This window comes from Vibrio sp. YIC-376 (assembly GCF_052353105.1).
GTDB lineage: Bacteria > Pseudomonadota > Gammaproteobacteria > Enterobacterales > Vibrionaceae > Vibrio.
Window position 1 is genome coordinate 106320 of the sequence record NZ_JBBWFK010000008.1, and the last position, 23806, is coordinate 130125.

Consider the following 23806-nt stretch of genomic DNA (forward strand, 5'->3'; position numbering starts at 1 on the left):
CTGGAGCCCTTTTGTTTTGCGTGTTACGCTTTCAATCAGTGACTTATACTTGCGAAACGACAAACTCCTTCGGTTAACATTGACAACTTTTTCACACTTAAAGTGAATAATGTTGTTTAAGGGCAACCTTCGAACTTGCCGAGATTGGATAAGAATTAATGAAACGTGTACTTTTAGTGGAAGATAATCGAGAAATAGCGGGAATGTTGTTCGATTATTTCGAGTGCGCCGGAATGCAGCTTGATTACGCTGACAACGGTGAGCTGGGCCTCAAGCTTGCTCTGGATAACTCTTTCGACATTATTTTACTCGATTTGATGTTGCCGCGTATGGATGGTTTAACTCTGTGTAACAAGTTAAGGGACGCAGGAAACAATACTCCGGTATTAATGCTAACCGCACTCGATAGCCGTGACGACATGTTGAAAGGATTTGCCCACGGTGCAGACGACTATCTGACCAAACCGTTTGACCTCGATATTCTCGAAGCGCGTATGACTGCCCTGATCAAACGTTATCGCGGTACGGTCGCGTCTAGCAAGCTCAAATATGGCGAAGTCACCATCGACCAAAAAACACATCAGGCTTATCGTCAGGACAGACTATTGGCTCTGAATCCCACCACCTACACGATTCTTGAAATGCTAGTGCAAAGTGCACCAGAGATAGTGACCAGAGAAGACATTGCGTATCGGTTATGGCAAGAAAACGAGCCAAACAACGACGTGCTTCGAAGTCACATCTATCAGCTTCGAGGACAACTGGACAAACCGTTTCAAGAACACCTGCTCAAAACCATTCCTAAAGTCGGTTTCCGTTTGGAGCCGGGGGCATGATTCATCGCTTACTGGGTAATACTAAAAGTATGACTGGTCGCCTTGAGCTTTTTTTCTTGTTGGTGTCCGTCGTGATTGGCCTGCTCTGCTTTGCTCTCGTTAGCGGCTCATTGTTATGGTCAGAAGATCGTGTCGGTGAGCGTCGAATTATGATCGACAAAAAAGAAGCCATTGAGTTCTTTAAAAGCTCTCCTGCTGAAGGTGTTGTAAAGCTGGATCTTCTGACAACGGCATATAATGACATTAACCTGATCCCCGAGTTTTACCGTCCGTACTTGCAAGATAAGCAGTATTTTTTGGGTGAAATTGGCGAAGAGCCATACACTCGCATGATTTACATGAGCAACTATACGCACAATGGTGTGGAGTATCCTATCATTCTGATTTCGCTAATCAACGAAATCGAAATCACGTGGAGCGAGTTTTTCTATGTGATAGGACTTGTACTTGCGGTCGTTCTCGCACTGATATTCCTCTTTGGCAATTTACTACTTCGGTTATCACAGAGCTTGATCGAACCAATCAACACATTGAAAGCGCAACTTGATGAGCACCAAGGTGACACAACGAAGAAGTTCGTTGTCCCACCGGGTTCAGCTAAAGAGTTCGAAACGCTTGCCGCACAGCTCAATGAGTATCGCAACGAAATCAATCAGGTCATTAAGCGAGAGCAAGCATTTGCGCGCTACGCCAGTCATGAGCTCAGAACACCTTTAACGGTGATGAAAGGCTCCAGTAGCTTATTAGCCCGAAACTCTAGTACGCCGTTTCAAGAACGTCAGATCAGCCGTATTCAGGATGCCACACAGCAAATGTCGACAATGGTTGATGCGCTGCTTGGATTAGTCCGCTATGAGCGAAATTCGGATGATAGCCCTGAACGTAAAATATCTGATCAAGAGTTAAACCACATCGTTTCTCTCAGCCAGGCGCAAGCAGACGAAAAGTCTCTTGAATTTGATGTGAAGGTTTCAGGTAATCCCCTTACGAAAGCGACCACCGCCGTACTTAATATCGTTCTGAGTAATCTGATTCGTAATAGCATTGCCGCAACGTCAAAAGGCAAAATCCACATTGAGATGACCGATTCTTGTTTGTCGGTGCGGGATGAAGGGGAAGGTTTTTCTTCGGTCCCAGATTCTGACGGTCACGGCTTAGGGCTAATGATCGTAGATGACTTATGTCGACGCTATGGCTGGCAATTTACGATAGACACACATCCTTCTGGGGGATGTGAGGCCATCATCAATTTAGCAACCGAAAATACCGATGATTAAAGTAACCTTATAGAAACCCTATATAAACAAGGTTCTTTTACTTCCCCCTACTTTTGTTCTCCATACTAAGACGGTAAACTGTGCCACCTTTTTAATGACCAAGGTGACACGGTTTACTTTGTCACAATCAGCATGAAACTCTCAGAAAGCCCAATCACTCAACACAGCTTTAATGGTCACAAATTCTTTCTAAAGCGAGATGACTTGCTTCACTCCCACTTTTCCGGGAACAAAGCACGTAAATTCACGATGCTTCTTGAAGAACAAAACCCGGACATTACGACGCTTGTCAGTTATGGTTCGGTTCAGTCCAATGCCATGTACTCTCTGGCTGCACTCGCGCAAATTAAAGGTTGGGCATTCGAGTTTTATGTCAATCACATCCCTTCATGGCTAAAAAGCACGCCAATAGGTAACTATCGAGGCGCAGTTGATTTGGGCATGCAAATAACCGCAATGCAGGATGTCGGCAGCAACCTTCACCCTAGTCAATACATCACTGATGTCCGAGGTTTGGACAACACGACGCTTTTTATTCCCGAAGGCGGGAGAACTCAGATCGCGGAAGGTGGAGTAAAACAACTCGCGCGGGAGATTCTTGACTGGACTCGTTTTAGTGCTAAAAAGCAGTTCACTGTTGCCCTCCCTTCAGGCACTGGTACAACAGCGTTGTATCTGCACAAACATTTAAGTCCACATGGAATTGAAGTGCTGACCTGTCCCTGTGTAGGAGACAGAAACTACTTAATTGAGCAGTTCAATATACTTGAAGAGTCAAGTCATCCTACGATTTTGTCAGTGCGTGATAAGCACCATTTCGGACGTCTTTATCAAGAAGATTATGAGACCTGGAAGACCTTGCACGCGCAAACAGATCAGGAATTTGATCTCTTATACGACCCGTACATGTGGCAGTGTTTAGCACCTTGGTTACAAGAGAATCAAGATAAGACGCTGATCTATATCCATCAAGGTGGGTTACTTGGCAACGAATCGATGTTGCCAAGATATCAGCGAGAGTTTGACTAACGCGGCTATAAGTGGGAGCTATTTAATCAGCGCCAGAATATCCTTAAATTCTGGTGCTCGGCAGTCTTCTACCATTTCGTACAAGCACATTTCCAAACCTGTCAGAAGCACACCATTCGCCGTTAATTTAGCTAAAGCGAGCGCTTTGTTCGCAGCGGTGCGAGAAGAGACGCAGTCGGTCACCAGCTCAACTCGATACTCCAATTGGCGCAAAGAGAGTGCGGTTTGGTAAACGCAGATATGTGTCTCGATTCCACAGACTAACCAAGTGTCGACTTTCGCGTTTTCTACCGCCAGTTTAAACCTTTCCTCTTTACAACCATCAAATGTGTATTTGGTAATTGGCAAAGTATCTTTCTCCAACGCTTGTCGGATAGGATCGGACGTCGAACCTAGTCTCTCTGGGTTTTGTTCCAACCACAGAACAGGTAAATTCAACGCTTTCGCACCTTTGACCAGCTTAGTGATATTGTCAATGAGCGTGTCACTTTCATGCATTAATGTCGCGAGTTTGCCCTGCACATCGACGACGATCAAACCCGTATTGGCTTTCGATAACATCCTATCTCCTTTACTCGGCGTTCGTTCTCAAGTGAAACTTGATGAGTATCGATAATGGCTCAATACTCGCTTTGATTGGAGTGTCCGAGATGCAAAGCTAAAGTTCGCTCACACTATTAATCACAACTCATTTGAATTTCTCTCTGATCAATTCTATCAGCGCGATAACTTTGTTTGGCAAAAACAGAGATGAGGGATAAATAAGTGTCAGATGCTGCGTAGGGTGAGCCACTTCTGGTAACACTTCAACTAGCAAGCCGTCTTGTAACGCTGGTTTCGAATGAGTTTGAGGTATAAAGGCAATTCCATTACCCGCGATCGCCATTGAACGTAGAAGATTGAGGTCATCAGACTTCAATGCAACGTGTAAGGTGGAATCAAGCAAGTCCGCGTTATAACGGTTGGTAAGTAAGCGATGATGCTTCAGATCCTCGATGGACGCCACGACCGGGTGGGATTCAAGATAAACTTTTGACGCGACAAAGTTGCTGGTATACGGCAGAAGACTGAATTGTACGTAGCTATCGTCGGTCACTTTAACCACGCTCGGTAAAAGCTGAAGATCAAAAGACTGACGCTTTAGATCAACGCTCTCTTGGTGATTCTCTATCTCCACCGATATATCCGGATAACGCTGAGTATATTCGGAAATAATTGAGCCAAATGCCGCAGAACTCATCAAGGCTGATGGGATGGCCAATCGAACTTTACCTGAAAGTTCCTGTTGGTATTCATGCATAGCACTAAGGCTTTGTTGAATATGGTCTACAGATTGTCCCACCAACTCAAATAAGCGTTTACCGTGCGCTGTTAGCTCAATGCTACGTGTCGTACGGATAAGCAATTGAACACCCAAGGCTTTTTCCAGTTCCTGTAATCTACGGCTCACCTTGGAGCGTTGCAATTGATTCGCCTCAGCCGCTGCACTGATCCCACCATGAACAACAGTCTGGGTGAACAAATATATATCATCAAAGCTAACGTTCATTGTCCTATTTATAGGTCATTCATGTTTGTATTATCATTCTACTTAATTGTCCGCTAGTTATCTATAATCGTTTCTTTTAATCAATTAACAAAAACTTAAAATGACAGCTGACCAACAATTCAAACACTGGATGCGAACATTAATTGTCCTGTTTATAGTGCTATTTCTATATATCGTCATTGCCGACCGTCATGCACCTTTAACCACCGAAGGCCGAGTTCAAGGGTATGTTGTGCAGGTCTCGCCAGAGGTTTCCGGTAAAGTCACTGACGTTCTTATTACCAATAACCAAGCGGTCCATAAAGGGGATGTTCTGTTTAAGATTGACGATCGAAAATACAAAATAGCCCTTCAGCAAGCTAAGCTGTCACTGCAATCCGCGAACGAAAAAGAAGCGACCCTTTATTCTCAACGAGAAGCAGCGCTCGCTAACATTGCAAGAGCACAAGCCACGTTTGACAATGCGCATCGCGAATACGTTCGCCTGCAAAAGCTATCGAGCAAGAAAGTGATTTCTCAGTCGGCACTCGACGATGCCTACGCTCAAGATCAGGTATCTAGCGCGGCACTTAAAGCTGAGAACCAGAACCTGAAAGTCATTGAAGCACAACTAGGTGAGAAAAAAGGCCAGAGCTCTGCGGTGCGTATCGCTCAAAATGGCATCGATAAAGCGATGTTAGATTTGACCAATACTGAAGTACTTGCGCCAAGTGATGGTGTGGTAACCAACTTGCAGCTGGAAGTCGGCACCATGGCGAACAGCAATATGCCATTACTGACGTTCGTCCCGACTGGTTCTATGTGGGTCGCAGCAGACTTCCGTGAAAAGTCGGTCGCTAACGTTGATAAAACCTATCACGCCTTAGTGACATTCGATGCAAACCCAGGGACGGTTTACGGTTTTGAACTGTCTAGCCGAGATTACGGCGTAGCCGCAGCGCAGCAAACACCAAATGGTGCATTAACCAAAGTAGAAGTAAACAACCGCTGGGTTCGAGATGCACAGCGCACGCGCGTTAACCTGACCAGTGACGAACAGTTGCCATCCGCGCTTTTTGTCGGCTCGCGCGCAACCATCGTTTTATATCCTGACAACAACCTTTTCTGGCAGTTAATGGCGAAGGTACAGATTCACATCGCGAGTTGGTTCCACTTCATCTACTAGGCAGCGACATGAAAGTCTTACGAATTTGGTTCGGCTGCTCTTTAGGTCTTGCTTTGAGTATGCTGTTTAATTGGTCATACGGATTCTTTGCCATCATGGTGCCCTTGTTTATTTTGGGAAGAATCGACCGTTTTAACCTTCCGTCTTTGCTGATGGTATTTTTCTCCGCAGTATGGACAACTCTGCAGGCCACTTTCTTACTGGAGTACTTACAATTTCATCCCACGCTCATGATTGTCGCTGTCGGAATCATGATGCTGTTTAAATGCATTGCGATGATGAACCCAAAAACCTTTCTGTTTGGTTATATGGGGTTATTGATTGGTTCCATTGTGTTGAACTTCGCAAGCTACGATTTTATGGATATTGAAGAGTTCAACGTCAACATATGGGTGATTACATTCTGCAATATTTTTGTTTGTGCATTAGCCTATTGGTTGTTTCCAGAGCCTAAATCTCCTGTCGAGCAAATAGAAATAGCAACACCAGTTAAAAGAGATATCGATTATATCAGCCAAGTTGCTATGGGTTGGGTGGTAGCGATGGCTGCATTTATCATGTTCCAAGTGGCTGACTTGTATGATTCTCTCTCCGCACAAGCGTCAATCTTGATCATCCTGACACCGATGACACTAGCCGGTTCACTGGGTATGGCGAAGATCCGCATTATAGGCACAGCATTAGGCTGCATCGGTGGTATGACTGTGCAGTTGATACTAGGCAGTTGGTATGGCCATGGATTACTTTTCTGGCTGGCTTTTACCATTGCGATGGGACCATTCTGTCTTTGGTTAACTAAGGGACAAATTAAATCAGCGATTGCCTTTTCTGCGATGTCAGCGCTATCGGTGCCATTAACGACCTCTTTAGTTCCTGAGCAAAAAGACGCCTTTTTCTCCATCCTGTATCGTTTCAGCTCAATCTTTGTAGCCGTATTGTTCACAGCGATGGTGATTTGGGTCGTCCATCACTGGATTCGAGTGATGCTATTGAAGCATCCAGAAATGCGCCAAGCTAACGCTGAGTAGTGTGAAACAAACGAAATTTGGTATCTAGATACCCAACCACCTATCAGCGTAGTCTTGTGGCTTAGCGCTGATAGGTGGGAAAATCGCCTGTTTCACTCAATGATCATTAACAAGATAACACTTGGAAATGAGCTGATAATTGTAAAATACAATTAATTCAGCATGAATAAAATTAGTTAAAAATCAAAATGATTTAATAAGTTAAATTATCCAACTAATGTTTCATATGTATATATGACCAATATTTAAATTATCACAATGAACTTATCACTTATAAAAGTTCCATAAAATAAATTACCCATTTATGATATTAATCTATAATTAAGTCACTCTAATTCTCATGTTGTATTAACTTGAGGCAAAATTTATGAAGTCAGCTCTTTATTTATCAACTCTTATTTCGGTAAGCTGTGCTTTTAGTGTATTCGCAGCAGATGATTCACAAGCTCTATTGGAAGATGCGCTGAGCGCGGCTCCTCCAACAATTCGCGACAAAGTGACGGTGATGGACTGGAACAAAAATGTTCTTCAAGAAGGATCCAGTCAATATACCTGCTTCCCAACCCCACCTCAGTTAGAGGGCGTCGCACCTATGTGTATGGATGGTCCTTGGATGGAATGGGCTGATGCCTGGATGAATAAGAAGCCTTTCCAGGCTAAAGCATTGGGTATTTCTTATATGTTAGCGGGTGATGGCGGAGCAAGTAATACCGACCCTTATGCCGAAGGTAAAACCGATGATAATCAGTGGATAGTCGAAGGCCCACACTTGATGATAATTACCCCTGATCAAGCGTTACTCGATTCATTACCAACCGACCCGGAATATGGTGGTCCTTACGTGATGTGGAAAGGTACACCATATGCCCATATCATGATTCCAGTCGGAGCCAGACCGTAAATCTTTATTTAAACCCGATATTTCAAAATTGGAATATCGGGTTTCTTTGAAATAATTAACTGGCTAACCAAATTCTCGCTAATATTCCTATCGGCGTCGTTACGCCAGTTGTAATAGACATTATCTCGCCATTTTTTAATACATAAATGGTAGGTGTTACGGCTACTTTCCATCTCTGCATAATGTGGCTTTTAGGATCGTTGATATTTTCAAATCGATAATCTTTATAACGCATAAATTGTTCAACACGTTCATTATTTCCGGAAGAAGCGGAAACACCAACTACCGTGTAATAATCGCTTAACCAACTCACACTTGGACTGACGAATTTACATGCCGGACACCATGTCGCCCAAAAATAGACAACGACTGGTGCTTCATGGCTTTTTTCAATCACGTCAACATATTGTCCATTATTCATTAAAGCCCTTAATGCGGGCGGCTCTTGCTCAGGAATATCTTTGGTGCGATACCAATCCATTGCCACTGAAACGACAGTGACGATAAGTATGATTTGTACAAGTTGGCTAAGCCAATATTTCCATGACTTACGATTTTTCACAGAAGTCATTACATGCTTACCCCACTCGCTTGTTTAATCGCTTTAACGACCACATCTTCAGTTAGAATCACAGGTAGTGGGATACCCTTTGGTGCAGCAGGTCCATAGACAATGTTAAAAGGGACACCGTAACGTCCATGTAGACGCAGGAAATCCGTCACAGAGCTTTCAGGGTGAGTCCAATCTCCTTTTAATGTTGCGATGTTTGGACTTTGCAACAACGAATAGACCGGCTCTTGCCAAACCACCCCTATCTTGTTGGCTTTACAGGTGACGCACCAGTCAGCCGTGACATCCACAAATACGACCCTGCCGATTGCAACCTGAGAATCAATCTCCGTGTTCGACAGCTTCTGCCATTTAAGATCCTGTGGAAGCGGCGTCGCCCAATGACTGGCTGTCACACTGCCGAGAAGTAATCCACCAGCAATCAAAAAGATGGAAACGGCCCCCGTTACCGCCAGCATTCTTTCTCCATAAACCCTTTTGACACGTGTCATGATAAAAATGAATGCGGCCAAGCCAATTAGGATGACCCAGAACAGCGGCAAGTGATTAGCCATCAATGACAGTAGCCAAATGCTGGTTGCAAGCATCATCACGCCAAACGCACCCTTGACCACATTCATCCACTTCCCTGGCTTTGGTAAGCTAAGGGCAATTCTCGGGAAGGTGGCAACCAAGATCCAAGGCAATGCCATGCCTATCGCCAACGCGGTAAAGACCGCAAACAGCGTTAACACATCAGCACCGAGTGCAAAGGCAACTGCAGTCCCCAAGAATGGCGCGGAACACGGTGTCGCAAGTAAAGTCGCGAACATACCTTGAATGTAGTGCCCAACAAGAGAGTTATTCCCTTTTGAAGCCAGCCAAGTGTTAGTCCCCGGTGAAAGTCGAACTTCAAACAGCCCGAGCATATTGGCACCAAATATCCCTGTCACGAGAACCATTAACGCTAAGAACCAGGGACTTTGGAACTGCACACCCCAGCCTATTGCATTGCCGGTAATTTTAAGCGCTACAATAAAGCCAGCCAGAATCCAGAACGAAGTAAGAATGCCGAGCGAAGATGCCATAAACTGGGCACGAATTTGACGACGTTCGACGCCTCGAACCGCAACAATGCTACTTAGCTTCATCCCCAATACGGGCAAAACACAAGGCATGATGTTAAGAATTAAACCGCCTAACAGGGCAAAAACAAACACGCTTGTTAAAGACGTATTCGGCAGGGAACCCACGATCACTTCTGCTTTTGCCCGAGTGGTCTCTTCTGCCAGTAAGTTGTCATCTTTGATACTGACCAAGAGCTCCTGATTACTAAGGTTCACCTCTCCCAGCCAAGTATTCACTTGATAGTTGGCCGTCAGCGTATCGCCTTCCTGATACGTTCCCTCTAACTTAAAACTGTAATCACGAGTTGATTCCTCGACGCCATCCACCAGCACCTGCGGATGATTCCAACCTTGGGAGTTTGTGAGTTTAATTTGCAGTTTCGATTGGTTGGCATCCCAACTTGCCTGAGAAACGTCTATAAATGGCGAAGGTTGAGGAACATTACTTACGGCTTGTGCATAACTGAACATCACGTCTTCATCGATTTGCAAATCTGAAGGCATGAAAGTCAGTTGAATCGGATAATCGGTCAGTACACAAATGGTGGTGCAGGAAGACAAAGTTAATACTGCATCAATAGTGACGGGGTTGGACATATCTTCGATGTGCAGCGTCATCGGAAATAGAGTGTCTCCCTTATAACCTTGCGTCTCAATACCCAACAGTTCAAACTTTTTCGGGTATGGCCAAAGCCAATCCACTTTATTCAAATTTTTCGACTCTTTCCAATCAATAGATGGCGCAATCCCACCTTCACCCGGCGAGCGCCAGTAAGTTTTCCAATCTCCTGATAGCTTTACATCCAGATAGCCGGTGACTGTTTTGGCTTGAAAATCTTGAAGGCCAGTGAGTACGAAACGGGTCTGAACTGGAGGGTGATGAGGATTCGTCATCCAGCCCGTATCTGGCGTCTGAGCTGAAAGTTTTAGAGAAAATAAGAACGGTAGCAACATCATGATGAACATGGATGCCGATTGAATTATTTTAGTCATGTAATTCATAGTGATTCCTGATTAATAACAAGTGTAGACGTTTGCTGACCACTTGGGCCAGTCGTCACTTGTCATTCGCGGAATACACAAAAAGTAAGGTGGACTCGATGTTTGTTGGGGATCGGCTCCGTCCATTGTCTTAACTGAGCGAAAACACCACGTCGACATACTGCCACCAGCGTGACGCTGACAAACAAAATGACAATAAACAGCTCTAGGTGATGTTTGGAAAACTGAATAAGTTTCTCAGACAGCTCGCATTTACTTACGCCTTTTGCTTTAACGTCATGAATCTTCTCCCCGGCTAACACCGAAGTAGCAGTCGGCTCACCTTTCACCGAACATGACGCTACAAAGCCAGAGTTTTGCATCAGGCACACGACAAGCACCCAGCCAATTAAAGCCAGTAACCATTTCGCCTGTTTTTGTGGCGCGTTATGACGGGAAACCGATAAGCTCATAAAAAGTAGAATGAAAGTTGATGCGCTGAAAATCATACGCGAGTCGCAATAAAGCTCAAGCCAAACCGGATAACCACTTGGTGCTCACACAATAGTGTGGAAATCCCTTTCAGCGTCATCATCACTGACCAAATAAACAGGGTTCCGCTTTTCATGGTAGCTCTGAATACAAAAATGCCGCTGGTTTCAGCTGCGTTCATTAAGCTAAAGAATGCAAAAGTTACTCAGTCTTTGATTATTCATGATAGGCCGGATAATCGATATAGCCTTTCTCGTGACCCGCTTTCGTGAGGGCTTTGAATCCTTCAATCTAATATTAACTATCAACCGAATATTTAACGATGGGCCATAGAGCATCGACGAGAATCTCCACTCACAAATGAGCAAAAGTGAGTCATTGATTCCGCTAATTGAACATTTACGGATTATCTTTGGTCACGCGATGTAGCGGAGGAAGGCAAAAGAAAAGTTGTAAAGGGTGTCGGATAAAGCAGACTCAAAGCGAACTTTAGTGAGCCTGCTTGCTCAACGAGTTACGTAGCATCGTTTTGTTTATATAGGCTTCACATTAGTCGCACATGGACCTTTTTGACCTTGCCCTACTTCAAATTCTACTTTCTGACCATCACTCAGCGATTTATAACCACTCATTTTAATTTCCGAGTGATGAACGAATAAATCTTTACTCCCATCATCCGGTGTAATGAATCCAAACCCTTTATCTCCATTGAACCACTTAACTATTCCTGTACTCATATTCTCAATCTTCATATTTGGTGAACTATGAATGACGTACCTTGCTATCACCATTACAAGAGTCGCTTTGTTTTAAGACTTAATGTTGACTCAAAATTAAGCCAATTGATTAAGTCTAAATAAAACTATATGTAACCATTAGCTAAATTTGGGCAATAGGCAAGAAAATTTCTGAATAAATTTGGGAAGTTGTAGTAAAACTCATCATGTAGATGAGCACAGATCAGCCGTCTTGGAATCAATTTCACGTAGAACTCTCGCAGGATTCCCACCAATCACTACGTTATCTCCAAAGCTTTTTGTGACTACGCTTCCCGAAGCCACAACCACATTATTTCCCAGTGTTACACCTGGGTTTATCGTGGCATTTCCTCCAATCCAACATTTATTGCCAATCACAATTGCCTTCGCAGACTCGATACCACTGGCTCGCTCGATTGGGTCAAGCGGATGAGTGGCAGTATAAATGCCAACCTGAGGACCTAGCATACAATCATCACCAAATCGAACTTCAGCACAATCCAAAATGACACAGTTGTAGTTAGCAAAAAAATTCTCACCGACATGGATATTACAACCGTAATCACAAAAAAAGTTTTGATGAATAGATACGTTGTTGCCTGTTGTACCGAGTAAGTCTTTTAAAAGAATTCGTTTATTTTCATCTTCGCCATAGGAAGAGTGATTAAATTTATAGAGTAACTCTCTTGCCCTATTCCTCATCGAACTCAATTGAGTGTCGCTAGGGTCGTACCGTTCTCCAGAGAGCATTTTTTGTAATTCGTCCACAAATCCCTACCTTATACCAATCGTAGTAAATAACTGGTCATTCTAACTTGTTAAAATACTCGATAACTGCGTTAGACTTTTCGTTTCAAAATAAGTTGATTGTAGAATAACTACTTATCGAAAAATCCTGCCTTGTTCTCAGGCATTTTTCCTGCGCTATTTCTGATCACTTACTTACTGTGATTGGTATTACTTAACGATTAAAAACTGAAATAATCTGATGAATACTCTCATTGATGTCCAACGATTGGCGTCTAATTGTACTCAGGGTTGTGCTGTCGTTCATTGTACTCACTTGAAAGCAATCGACGCCAGACCGAGGGGGTTGAACAACAGCCATTGGAATACCATCGCACATACGCGATTCAAACAAGGACGAATCGAGATATGGATTGTCACCATTCGATAAATAAATGATCCCCTCGCATCGTTGATCAACTAGTGTTTGAAAACTTTCCAAACGCGAAAAGTATTCATTGTTGTCTTGCAACACGATTAATGGTTTCTTTAATTGACTCGTAACCTCAATAAGCTGCGAAAGAAATTCCGCCATAGGCGCAGTTCTATTCAAATGGTCTGAAATGATGACACCTATCACTGGGTTGCTGTTTGTTGTCAGTGCTCTCGCAAGTCTATTGGGACGATATCCTAGCCCCTTGAGCGCTTCTGATACTTTTCGGTTGATTTCAGGTGACACAGCAAAGCCATTAACCACTCTTGATACACTTGTTTTAGATACTCCTGCATAATTTGCAACGTCCTGCATCGTTACCATCGCACAACCCTCCCTACCTATTGGGTAATCATTCGCTTTCTTCAACACTATTTGTTACTTCGTACCGAGTATATACAAAAACAAACACAATTGAACACACAAAAACATTTAAATGTTCACGTATTGATAATCGTGTTCATTTGTGTTCTATTATTTAGATAAAGCTGGTTACATTATTGGGAAGAACAATGATTAAACTGATTATCACGGATATGGATGGTACTTTTTTAAACAGTCAGGGCGACTACAACCGGGAAATGTTCAAAGAAGTCGTTAACCGCATGCAAGAACATGGTGTTAAATTCGCCCCTTGCACTGGCAAGCAAGTTGAACGTGTTGAAGAACTATTCGGAGAGCAAAGCAAAGACTTTTGGATACTCGGAGACAGTGCTACGCGTATCAAACATCAAGGAGAGTTCATTTATCAATCTCTTCTCGGTAATACGTTAGGGCTTGATATTATTCAGCAATTAGAATCTATCGACGGGTCACATATTGTGATTGCGTGCACACCTGAATTCGCGGCCATCAAGCGTGATACACCTGAGCACTTACGAGCCTTAGTGAGAAGCTCTTATGCTGAGGTAAAACTGGTAGATTCATATACAGATATTGCATCTGACTTCGTTAAGATCACGGTTTATGATGAGAATAAACAGTGCCCAACAATCCGTCCTCAGCTTTCTCATTTTGACGAACAAGCCTATATCGTTGTATCTGAACCCGCATGGATCGATATTGCTAACGCTGGCGTTCACAAAGGTACAACCGTTGAAAAATTACAAACCATTATCGGTGCAACTGAGGCTGAAACCATGGTGTTTGGTGATGGATTCAATGATATTGAACTAATGGAACGTGCACACTTTAGCTTTGCCATGCGTAACGCTTTTGAAGAGACTAAAGCAGCGGCAAACTATATTACTCGATCAAATGATGAGGATGGCGTGATGCACACGATTTTGCAGTTCTTAGCACTGCAAAGAAAATCATAATCTGTTTCTCTAAGTGGTCATGAAGAAAGGCGTGACCACTTAAACACTCGAATTTTGACAAGCATAAACGAACAGATATGAACATAAAGAGTGTTTGTTTATAATAGTTGTCTTATCTCATGAATAGAAAATGATAATGGAAAAGTTTTCACCAGAAGAACGCCATCAGTTAATCCTGAATTTACTGAAATCTCATAACAAAGTGATGGCAACTGAACTCGCAGTACAACTCGGAACGACTGAAGCGACTGTACGTCGAGACCTGCGTTTTCTTGCTAATGAAGGACTTTGTAAACGCATCCACGGTGGCGCGCTATCTCTCGTCCCACCTTCCGGGACTCAAGAGCAACGTCTTGAAAACCGAAATAACGAAAAGCAAGCCTTAGCGCTTGCCGCATTATCCATTATTAAAGCTGAACAAGTTATATTCTTAGATGCGAGTAGTACCCATATGATGCTTGCAAACTTGTTACCTAACGACATCGGTTTAACCGTAGTTACCAATAGCCCTGCTATCGCGACTCGATTGCTGGAAAGGCAACATATTAGAACCATTCTTATCGGTGGCGAGCTTAATTATGCGGTTGGTGGGGCCATAGACATCACAGCTGTAGAAGCGTTAAACAAATTTCGATTTGATCTTTGCTTTGTGGGAATTTGTGGATGGTCGTCTGAGGCAGGGTTCAGTGCTATTCACTATCAAGACGGTGAGTTTAAACGCCATGTGACCTCTAAAGCTGGTGCTATCGTAGCGTTATGTACAGAAGACAAAATTGAGGCACTAGGACCATACCCATTTATGACGTCTGAAGATGTTGATTACCTAATCTGTCCTCCAAACATTTCCACAGTAAAAGACTATTTTAATCAATTAGACTGTACCGTGATTACCAGTAATCCTCTTTGATGGTAAAGACCAGACATCAAGCGAACGTAGAGACCTTCACTCGCATCAGGTAGCATCACATAAGCGCGAACGATGCCATCAAATGCCTCATCAATACGGGCAATATCGTTAACAGCAAAAACTACACTGGTGCAGGCAAGTCTCCCTTGATGAATTCTGACAGTATCCAATCTCTAAAGATTATTAGCGTAGGATCGTTAGATTTTTCCTCGTTATAAGCCAGATAGTGACACTTCTCTTTGTATCTTGCTTCCAAATCACCAACCCGTACTAACCTTCCGTCTTCGATCAATTTAGACACTAAGTGATGCCACCCCAAACATACACCTTGCCCCTGAGTGGCCATATTAATCAATAAATTATAGTCATTTGAGGTAAATCGATATCCGTTCTTCAATTGAAATGTTTGCTGTACCTCTGCAAACCATACATCCCAATCTACGTGCTCGGCTAACTGTGCCCTTCCATAAGGGCTCAAGTTTAATAGCATTGATTCGTTGAGAAAATCCAGATTCTGAATATCCGGATTAGATTCCAGGTACTTCGGTGAACACACCGGATAAATAATGTCGTGAAAAAGGGGTCTCGATACGTAGCCGCTCAGAGATGTGGAACATTTGCTGATAAAAAAATCGGGATGAGCATCCGGTTCTAAGCTTAGAATGCTGTTAGTTGTTATTATATTTACATTAATTTCCGGGTAAAGAGACATGAATGTAGGAAGATGCAAGGAAAGCCAACAAATTGAAAATGCGGGTGAACAGCAAATCGTCACTTCCTTTTTTTGCACATTTTGATGTTCAATTCGCTGTGCAACTTGTGCAATATTAACAAATGATAGATAAGCGGCATCATAGAAAATATTCCCTGCTTCTGTTAATTCAATAGATCTCCCGACTCTATTAAATAACTTTACTCCTAATGCATCTTCTAACTCTCTAATTTGACGACTTATCGCGGCTTGTGTAACACACAATGATTCTGCAGCAGACGTGAAACTTTGATATTTTGCAGCTGCAACGAAAGATTTTATCGCTCTCAATGAAGGCATTTTCATTAGGATTTTGTCTGGTTCTATATGCTTTGCCATATCCTCTGGTATCTCCTTACACCTACAAGACCGAGCGCCAATTTCTGTTCACATATTCTCAACAGACCATATATCGCTTTATAGGTCAATGCAATACATGTCCTCCCACCCTTACTTAGAACAGCGTTCATTCCAATAGCATCCCGAAGAAACTAATGGTCATAAAGCCGGACCGGAAAGCGCTAATAGGGCATACAGAACGCAACCTATTACTTTAAGTTATGCTTTGTATGAACTAAATGTTTCTCGCCTATAAAGAAACATTTCTTTAACATGATTAACCAAGTTATGCACAAAAGGAGAAATAACAACATCAAAAAATTAACTCATATATCTGCAAAAAGGCATTACTAAAATTATTACCTTACCTGCAGTTATATCGGTTTCATATAAATCAAGTTTGATAATTTATCATATGCAAACGATTTGATTTAAATAATTATAAAAACCACCAAATTCACATTCAATTTAAAGAACGAATTTATATCAAACAAAGAAGTAGAGATATTCATGAACGCCAAATAAGGAAATTACATCTATATGTGTAGGAGAACACAATGAATATAGAAACACTTGTAAATAATATAAACAGTGCTATTTGGGCAATGCCTGTTATTTTATTACTACTGTTTGTTAGTCTGGCCTATATGATAGCAATGCGTTTTGGCACATTGACTAAACCTCGGTTGCAGTTTCGCTTGCTGCGAAGCGGAAGTGAATCTGCAGATGGAATATCACCGTTTGAAACATTTTGCTCTGTAGCCGCTTATCGTATTGCTGTCGGAAATATTGGCGGAGTATGTGTCGCAATTATGTATGGTGGACCAGGAGCAGTTCTGTGGATGCTAATTACCTCTGTGATCACATCCGCACTCGCTTTTGCTGAAAACAGCTTAGGCCAAGTCTATAAAGTTAGACAAGATGGTCAATTCCGAGGTGGACCATACAACTATATTGAAAGCGGTTTAGGTTGGAAACCAGTCGCTGTATTATTTGCCCTTCTTGCATTAATTGGTGTACCACTGTTTGTGAGTGGTGCTGGTGCAAACAACATTGGAATGGCTTTTGAAAGTAGTATGGGGATTAGTCCCGTTATTTCAGGCGCTATCGTCTCAGTCTTATTGTTTCTTGTGATTTCTGGCGGCATTCGTCGCATTGCAAAATTCTCGACTCTGATAGTACCAGTGATGGCTGCTTTCTATTTTGTCATAACATTAGTCGTCTTAGGTGCTAACTTGCATGCGATTCCCGACACTTTAGAGCTTATTTTATCTAGTGCACTTGGAAGTGATGCCGCTTTTGGCGGTTTGTTTGGAAGTGCATTGGTTTATGGCGTCAAGAGAGCTGTGAATTCTAGTGGTGCAGGTATGGGTGAAACGCCCGCTACAGCTGCTGCTGCTGAATGTAAGCATCCAGCCGAGCAAGGCATGATCAATGCCTTCACTGTCTATATTGATGTCGCTGTATGTTTGTGTACTGCCTTTTTAATACTAATTACAGATTGTTTTAATGTTATTGGCACAAACGACTACATCTATATTGGACAAGGCTCGCAAGTTATGGCTGAACAAGCTGCGGCTAATAGCGTTGGTGTAATCTGGGTCCAGGAAGCAGTAAACTCCGTGCTGCCAGGTTTGGGTGGAATTGTAGTTGCTGTGTCTTTACTTTTCTTCGTATTTTCCACAACTATCGCGTACTACTACGAGGGTGAATCTGGGTTAGCCTACTTGGCTCGCAACATCAGCGACAGTGTTCGTGAAAAAATGATATGGGTATTACGTGTATTAATGTGTGTAATGTTCTTCATGTGGTTCAACGTAACTGCAGGCATAGCATGGGCCGTAAGTGAGATTGGACTTGGGGTAATGATTTGGGTAAACGGTATAGCGCTCATATTTTTATTCCCGCAAGTTATCAAGGTTTACAACGACTACATCTCCCAACTTGATTCTGGTAAGGAACCCCACTTTAATCCCCGGTCTTTAGGAATAAAAAATGCGGATCTATGGCTTGAAATTAACAAGTCACACATTGAAAAATCTCAGACTAATAGAGAATTTGAATACGATAAAAGTGACGTTAAAAAAGGTTCACTACTACAACAAAGCGGAAAATAATTAGCATCCCATTTGCTAAAGCCAACGTAAATATCGATTCGTTGGCTTTAGCTCCTCACGAACTTACCGGCTATTTAATCAATTAATCAAACCCTTTCAAGTTCATTTAAACGCCGCTCCATTCCTTCGTACGAGTAATTATCATGTTGCAGCACCCTAAAAATTCACCGACTAGAAAAGACAAATTAAAACAATATCATATAGGATTTTTGTTACAGCCAAATTTTTCTATGATGGCATTTACTGCGGCTATTGACTCCTTAATCACGGCTAACTTAGTGCACGAAAAAGCTCTGTATAATATTCATATCTTTGGTATTGATTCACGTAAAGTACTCAGTGACATAGGTATTGAGATTGTTACGGATTCAACGATTGAATCATTGAATTTACATAACCGAGGGACACTTGACTGGCTATTTGTATGCGGTGGATACAGATGTGACACAAGTTGTTCTGACGTATTGAAATCTGGTTTACGGTCTATAGATACTCAGGGAGTAAGCTTAGGAAGTATCTGGAATGGTACTATCGCACTGGCTCACGCAGATGCATTGAGTAAAAAGACTACGTCAGCAGTACATCCAAGCAGCCATAGTTTTATTCGAACTGCATTTCCTGAGATTCAACTGTCCTCGCATACCTTTGAAGTAGATGAATTCCGCGCCAGTTGTGCGGGTCCTAATAGCGCTCTGGAAATGATGTTAAATATTATTGATGGTCATTTTGGACCATCACTTGTGAGAGCTGTAAGAGAAATATTAAGTTGTGACCAAGCATCAGAAGGACGCCAAGAAGTTCGCTCTCGTCTAGGCCATGAGGAAATCATTCGCGAGCTTCCTGAAACTTTGAAAGAAGCAGTGTCATTAATGGCATCAAATGTTGAAGAGCCTTTGACACCAGATGAGCTAGCTCGATGTATATCTATCTCTAGACGACAACTTGAGAGATTATTTCAATTGCATTTAGATACATCGCCTTCACGTTATTACATACGTTGTCGACTAGCGCGAGCCCACGACTTATTAGAAAACAGTCGTGAGTCCATTATTCAAATTGGCTTGAGCTGCGGGTTCGTTAGTAGTAGTCACTTCAGTAATTGCTTTAAAGACCTTTTCAGTTACACACCTACACAGCTTCGCCAACGCCTCACGCTTTCAGTTCGGAAACAATGAAATTCAAACCATCTCTATAAATCACAACTTTAGCCATACACGAATACTCTACCAACGCTTATCAGTATCGATAAAAAGGCCGCAACTACATCTCGCAACTGCTAAATATTGGTAAGCTTAGTTATCCAGAACCCATGGTTCTACTGCTTTAAAATAGCTTACCAGCCCTAACACAAACTTAGCCTTGAGGATTTAGTTTCGCATTGATCTCAGCATAAGTATGTAGAAGATCTGTCAGCGTTTTAACCCACGCAAATATATCCGTAGGCGCGTTTTCAAGCAGTTTTTCAACTTGCTCACAATGCGTTTCAAGAGTGATAGCTTCTTCCAAACGAAATGAGATCGCATAGAAGTGCCAAAGGACCAATCGCGTCATTCTTTCACTGTTTTGGTTCGCATGTTCTGAGTCATCAAAGGCCTGTTGAATTTCACTCAGTGCAATTGCTGTCATACGCAACATTGCATCAAGGCGTGCCGACAACATGCGATCTTCACTATCAACTTCTTCTTGCTCAAAAGTAAACAGCTCATTCATCACGTCTTCTGGCACCATTTTACTGATCATGCGAGCACTAAACTCTTCCAGTTCATGACGAGGCATGGTTACAAGACAATCGAAGGTGTAATCACGAAGCATAAAATCACTCTAGTTTGGTAATAAGTTTCAGTGTTTGCATTGTAAGTACTGAGATTTCTATTACCACTGTTTATTCTCGTTTGTCGTTAGAAACAGAAATATCTTGTGTGAGTACCTAACTGGCTCACTTTGTTAGAGATACCTTACGTATGTATAGGATTGATATAATTTACACAGGCACCAAAACACCATTAATAAAACTATACTTAAGACAGTCATTCGCAATGAACAATCTCAATATAACAAATTGTTTTTATGAACATTTCATTCAGAATAATGGTATAAATTCATTGGTAGGAAGAAAGCAACTAAGCGTGTCAGTACTCACTGAACACGCTTAATTAGTCTCTATAGAATCGATCCAATACTGAGTAGAACCACTATCAGCAAAGTCAACAGGCCGATTAAAGGGGCTACCCACTTAATCCAACGCACATAAGGTACTCGTGCAATCGCTAACCCTCCCATCACTACTGCCGAGGTAGGAGTGATCAAATTTACCAAGCCTGATGCTGACTGATAGGCAGTGACCACCAGTTCACGGCCAACCCCTGAAAAATCGGCTAACGGAGCCATAATTGGCATAGTCAGGACAGCGAGACCAGATGATGACGGCACCAAAAATGATAGAAGGACTTCAAGAAAGAACATCGCATTGACAAAAGTAATAGATGACAACCCAGAAACTGCCTGCTCTGCTGAATATAAGATGGTGTCTGTGATCATGCCTCTATCCATCACAACCACAATACCCCGAGCAATTCCTATAATTAATGCCACACCTAACAGTTCTCGCGAGCCTTCAATAAAATTGGCGATGAACTCGTCTTCACTCATTCTTGCTATCAAGCCAACGACTATACTCGCTGCCAGAAACATAGCGGATATTTCGGCCATCCACCATCCAGCAACCGACACGCCATAAATCATAATGCCAAATGAAACACCGAAAACCAGTAGAATCATTTTATGTGTAGTAGTAAACGCTTGATTATCTAAGGTGTTATTTCCTAAGAAGTGGTGTTTATTTTCTTGAAATTTGTCATATACGAGAGACTTACTTTGATCGTTGCGGACCATTTTAGCGTAGCGCATAACGTAGGCGACACAGATTACCCAGCCGAGTACAAGGATAGAGATTCGTACAAAGATACCATCGGTAAATGGAATTCCCGCTGCATTTGATGCAATCACAGTGGCAAAAGGATTAATCGTAGAACCTAACGTTCCGATCCCCGCACCAAGTAAAATGGTTGCAGCAGCAACAAGAGGATCGAAGCGTGCAGCCATCATTACTGGCACAAGTAGAGAGTAAAAAGGTAGAGACTCTTCCGCCATACCATATATCGTTCCTCCAGCAGCAAACAAAGCCATGAGGATCGGTATCATTAGTTCTTCCCGACCTTTAAGTTTGAAAGTTACGCTTTCTATACCCTTATCAATCGCACCAGTTTTAGTCACAAGGCCAAGAAAGCCTCCAATAACTAGAATAAACAGGGAGACATCAATTGCCGCTGCTTCATAGGTATTATGGTCATAGAACCCATCGATAGGTGCTAAAAAAACATCCACAACTCCCTGAGGGTTATTTTGAACAGTCTGATAAGTACCCGCAACTGGTACTTTCTTTCCAAGTTCCTCACTAATAACTCTGTCATATTTACCCGCTGGAATTACCCAGGTCATAACGGCAACTATTGCGATAAGTATAAATAGAATGGTATAGGCAGAAGGAAATTTAAACCCTACACGGGAATTTAATTCCTTTTCTTTATTAACAGATTCTACTGTCACATCAAATCCTTAAGCATATGTTTTAAATGATTAATTTAATAAAACAATCATGCTTTCATATAAACAAAAAAATATAAATATTAAATGACTCTATACTTTAAATTAAGTAACACACCAAGATAATAATATTTTCCTGATGTATTATTTTTAATTAAATAAAGTGGAGATATAAATAGAAATATTAAATCCCATCTCTCTCTATAGGGCAACTCATGCAGCGAGCACCACCGCGCCCTCTTCCCAGCTCATTACCGGGAATGGTCAGTACTTCAATACCCGCTTTATCATACTTCTCGTTCGTGTATACATTTCGTTCGTAGCCAATAACGACTCCTGGCTTGACCGTTAATAAGTTATTAGCATCATTCCATTGCTCACGTTCAGCTTCATAGCTATTACCACCAGTTGTAATGAACTTTAGCTGATCAATCCCCAAAGCGGATTCGACGGCTTCAACATAATTTGGTCGCTGTTTCGCACTAACGCTCCCATCAGACTTCGGAGTTAACTGCCAAGTTACCAAATCACGCTTAATAATTTCAGGGTAAATAGAGAAGGTATCGGTATCCAGGTGTGTCATCACCGTATCAAGGTGCATACATGAACGATGTTTCGGAAGCTCCAAGGCAATGACCTGAGTTGCTTGTTGAGATTTAAATAAACTCGCTGCTAAGTTTTCAACACCTTGAGCCGTAGTTCGTTCGGACATTCCAATAAGTACTGCCCCTTTACCAAGTACCAAAACATCTCCACCTTCGATGTTTGCGTTGTCATAGTGAAGATCATCATCACCAAAATATCTAACGAAATCACCGCCAGCAAAAGTTGGATGCCAACGATAGATTGCCCGTAAGTGGTTGGTTTCTCTTTGTCTTGCAGGTTTCATCATTGGATTGAGAGATACACCACCATATACCCAACAAGAGGTGTCACGAGTAAATAAGTGGTTAGGTAGAGGTTCAATGACGAAATCCAACGGTTGATTCATTTTAGGAAGCATTGATGCCGAGCCAAACTCTAATTCTGAGTAAGCCAAACCACCAAGTAACACACTGGTTAAGTGCTCATTATCCAGAGTAGACAGGTAATTTCGTAGCTCTTTAGCGAAAGTAGGACCAAACCTGTAGTCCGAGATTTGTGTATTCAACAGCCACTGTTTCGCCTCATCAACTCTTAGCGTTTCAACTAATAGATCATGCAACAATAAAACCTCTACATCCTGAGATCTCAATGTTTCAGCAAAAACATCATGTTCTCGTCCTGCTTCTTCTACCGCCAGTACATCATCAAATAAAAGCTCCTGACAGTTAGACGGGGTCAGGTGGGTGATTGCTCTTTCAGGCCTGCTTAATAGTACTCTGCGCAGTTGACCGATTTCAGATCCTACAAACAACTCATTACTCATTTAATTTCCATCCATGTTGATTTTTTTCTTTTATTGCAAGAACAAAGAAACAAATCAAATTCAATGAACGGAATTTTATTCTTTACTTTGTGTTATTTTACGCCGAAATCAGAATAATACCTTAATTACTGCAAATTTAACTCGTCAAATAGACGTCTTACTAACCAGCCAATCAAATTTATTTTTATGCTAGCAAAAAAATCATTTTTTACTTTTCCCTATATAGAAGGAAAAGTCGAACGGTTCAAAATACGGTCATTACAACTCGATAATTTATGCATAAATATGTAATAAATTGCCAGTTACATAAATATTATGGTCGCAATATTTTATTCTGAATTTAGCCATACCAATATTTTTTTAAAGAAGCTAAACCGAAGAATATTAGACAAGACGAAATAATGCACCAATATAGATCACAATGCACCATAATATAACACCCTATTGGTG

General features: G+C 42.0%; 23 protein-coding genes. 10 read left to right on the plus strand and 13 right to left on the minus strand.

Annotation, left to right across the window (positions count from 1 at the left end; translation table 11 throughout):
* The first annotated feature begins 158 nt into the window (after nucleotides 1-158).
* From WJM94_RS16065 to WJM94_RS16075, 3 genes are all read left to right on the plus strand, one after another.
* Nucleotides 159-836: a response regulator transcription factor gene (locus tag WJM94_RS16065; protein WP_444495199.1), complete on the plus strand. Its 678-nt coding sequence runs from the start codon at nucleotides 159-161 to the stop codon at nucleotides 834-836.
* Nucleotides 833-2113 (plus strand): sensor histidine kinase, encoded by a 1281-nt coding sequence (locus tag WJM94_RS16070; RefSeq protein WP_444495200.1) that lies wholly within the window; start codon nucleotides 833-835, stop codon nucleotides 2111-2113. The genes WJM94_RS16065 and WJM94_RS16070 overlap by 4 nt, the downstream gene beginning before the upstream one ends.
* Nucleotides 2114-2245: 132 nt before the next feature.
* A complete protein-coding gene (locus tag WJM94_RS16075; protein ID WP_444495201.1) occupies nucleotides 2246-3142 on the plus strand; it encodes a 1-aminocyclopropane-1-carboxylate deaminase/D-cysteine desulfhydrase in 897 nt (298 codons plus the stop codon).
* Nucleotides 3143-3160: 18 nt separating this feature from the next.
* Here the strand turns inward: WJM94_RS16075 and WJM94_RS16080 are convergent, their stop codons facing one another.
* Both WJM94_RS16080 and WJM94_RS16085 read right to left on the minus strand, forming a co-directional pair.
* Nucleotides 3161-3703 carry an isochorismatase family protein gene (locus tag WJM94_RS16080; protein WP_444495202.1) on the minus strand — a complete coding sequence of 181 codons (543 nt, stop codon included), beginning with the start codon at nucleotides 3701-3703 and terminating at the stop codon, nucleotides 3161-3163.
* Nucleotides 3704-3830: 127 nt separating this feature from the next.
* Nucleotides 3831-4691: a LysR family transcriptional regulator gene (locus WJM94_RS16085; RefSeq protein ID WP_444495203.1), complete on the minus strand. Its 861-nt coding sequence runs from the start codon at nucleotides 4689-4691 to the stop codon at nucleotides 3831-3833.
* Between the two features lie 100 nt (nucleotides 4692-4791).
* Between WJM94_RS16085 and WJM94_RS16090 the strand changes: the two genes are divergently transcribed.
* The 3 genes from WJM94_RS16090 to WJM94_RS16100 all read left to right on the plus strand — a co-directional run bounded on the left by WJM94_RS16090 (nucleotide 4792) and on the right by WJM94_RS16100 (nucleotide 7785).
* Entirely contained in the window at nucleotides 4792-5856 is a 1065-nt protein-coding gene (locus WJM94_RS16090; RefSeq protein WP_444495204.1) for an HlyD family secretion protein, read from the plus strand.
* An 8-nt stretch (nucleotides 5857-5864) separates the two neighbouring features.
* Nucleotides 5865-6884 (plus strand): DUF2955 domain-containing protein, encoded by a 1020-nt coding sequence (locus WJM94_RS16095; protein WP_444495205.1) that lies wholly within the window; start codon nucleotides 5865-5867, stop codon nucleotides 6882-6884.
* Between the two features lie 367 nt (nucleotides 6885-7251).
* A complete protein-coding gene (locus WJM94_RS16100; protein WP_444495206.1) occupies nucleotides 7252-7785 on the plus strand; it encodes a hypothetical protein in 534 nt (177 codons plus the stop codon).
* 55 nt (nucleotides 7786-7840) lie between these two features.
* On the opposite strand, the gene WJM94_RS16105 is transcribed toward WJM94_RS16100, so the two are convergent.
* From WJM94_RS16105 to WJM94_RS16135, 7 genes are all read right to left on the minus strand, one after another.
* On the minus strand, nucleotides 7841-8356 hold the full coding sequence (locus WJM94_RS16105; protein ID WP_444495207.1) for a protein disulfide oxidoreductase: 516 nt from the start codon (nucleotides 8354-8356) through the stop codon (nucleotides 7841-7843).
* Entirely contained in the window at nucleotides 8356-10464 is a 2109-nt protein-coding gene (locus WJM94_RS16110; protein WP_444495208.1) for a protein-disulfide reductase DsbD family protein, read from the minus strand. Before WJM94_RS16110 ends, WJM94_RS16105 begins: the two co-directional genes overlap by 1 nt.
* Before the next feature lie 62 nt (nucleotides 10465-10526).
* Complete coding sequence (locus WJM94_RS16115) at nucleotides 10527-10916, minus strand: hypothetical protein (protein WP_444495358.1); 390 nt, start codon at nucleotides 10914-10916, stop codon at nucleotides 10527-10529.
* 32 nt (nucleotides 10917-10948) lie between these two features.
* Nucleotides 10949-11071, minus strand: coding sequence for a hypothetical protein (locus WJM94_RS16120; RefSeq protein ID WP_444495209.1), 123 nt, complete (start codon nucleotides 11069-11071; stop codon nucleotides 10949-10951).
* Between the two features lie 397 nt (nucleotides 11072-11468).
* Nucleotides 11469-11681: a cold-shock protein gene (locus WJM94_RS16125; protein ID WP_444495359.1), complete on the minus strand. Its 213-nt coding sequence runs from the start codon at nucleotides 11679-11681 to the stop codon at nucleotides 11469-11471.
* Between the two features lie 195 nt (nucleotides 11682-11876).
* Nucleotides 11877-12461 carry a sugar O-acetyltransferase gene (locus tag WJM94_RS16130; protein ID WP_444495210.1) on the minus strand — a complete coding sequence of 195 codons (585 nt, stop codon included), beginning with the start codon at nucleotides 12459-12461 and terminating at the stop codon, nucleotides 11877-11879.
* A gap of 193 nt (nucleotides 12462-12654) precedes the next feature.
* Nucleotides 12655-13236, minus strand: coding sequence for a LacI family DNA-binding transcriptional regulator (locus WJM94_RS16135; RefSeq protein ID WP_444495211.1), 582 nt, complete (start codon nucleotides 13234-13236; stop codon nucleotides 12655-12657).
* A 188-nt stretch (nucleotides 13237-13424) separates the two neighbouring features.
* Here WJM94_RS16135 and WJM94_RS16140 point away from each other — a divergent pair, with 188 nt between their 5' ends.
* Complete coding sequence (locus WJM94_RS16140; protein ID WP_444495212.1) at nucleotides 13425-14231, plus strand: HAD family hydrolase; 807 nt, start codon at nucleotides 13425-13427, stop codon at nucleotides 14229-14231.
* Between the two features lie 136 nt (nucleotides 14232-14367).
* Nucleotides 14368-15138: a DeoR/GlpR family DNA-binding transcription regulator gene (locus tag WJM94_RS16145; protein WP_444495213.1), complete on the plus strand. Its 771-nt coding sequence runs from the start codon at nucleotides 14368-14370 to the stop codon at nucleotides 15136-15138.
* Between the two features lie 121 nt (nucleotides 15139-15259).
* Here WJM94_RS16145 and WJM94_RS16150 read toward each other — a convergent pair whose 3' ends face one another.
* Nucleotides 15260-16228: a LysR substrate-binding domain-containing protein gene (locus tag WJM94_RS16150; RefSeq protein ID WP_444495214.1), complete on the minus strand. Its 969-nt coding sequence runs from the start codon at nucleotides 16226-16228 to the stop codon at nucleotides 15260-15262.
* A gap of 557 nt (nucleotides 16229-16785) precedes the next feature.
* Between WJM94_RS16150 and WJM94_RS16155 the strand changes: the two genes are divergently transcribed.
* Both WJM94_RS16155 and WJM94_RS16160 read left to right on the plus strand, forming a co-directional pair.
* On the plus strand, nucleotides 16786-18345 hold the full coding sequence (locus tag WJM94_RS16155; RefSeq protein ID WP_444495215.1) for an alanine/glycine:cation symporter family protein: 1560 nt from the start codon (nucleotides 16786-16788) through the stop codon (nucleotides 18343-18345).
* A gap of 143 nt (nucleotides 18346-18488) precedes the next feature.
* A complete protein-coding gene (locus WJM94_RS16160) occupies nucleotides 18489-19520 on the plus strand; it encodes a GlxA family transcriptional regulator (protein ID WP_444495216.1) in 1032 nt (343 codons plus the stop codon).
* A gap of 178 nt (nucleotides 19521-19698) precedes the next feature.
* On the opposite strand, the gene WJM94_RS16165 is transcribed toward WJM94_RS16160, so the two are convergent.
* The 3 genes from WJM94_RS16165 to arcA form a co-directional block, all read right to left on the minus strand.
* Nucleotides 19699-20157, minus strand: a complete 459-nt coding sequence (locus WJM94_RS16165) for an exoribonuclease R (protein ID WP_444495217.1) — start codon at nucleotides 20155-20157, stop codon at nucleotides 19699-19701.
* 348 nt (nucleotides 20158-20505) lie between these two features.
* Nucleotides 20506-21951 (minus strand): YfcC family protein, encoded by a 1446-nt coding sequence (locus tag WJM94_RS16170; RefSeq protein ID WP_444495218.1) that lies wholly within the window; start codon nucleotides 21949-21951, stop codon nucleotides 20506-20508.
* Between the two features lie 181 nt (nucleotides 21952-22132).
* Complete coding sequence (arcA, locus tag WJM94_RS16175) at nucleotides 22133-23356, minus strand: arginine deiminase (RefSeq protein WP_444495219.1); 1224 nt, start codon at nucleotides 23354-23356, stop codon at nucleotides 22133-22135.
* Nucleotides 23357-23806: the final 450 nt, after the last annotated feature.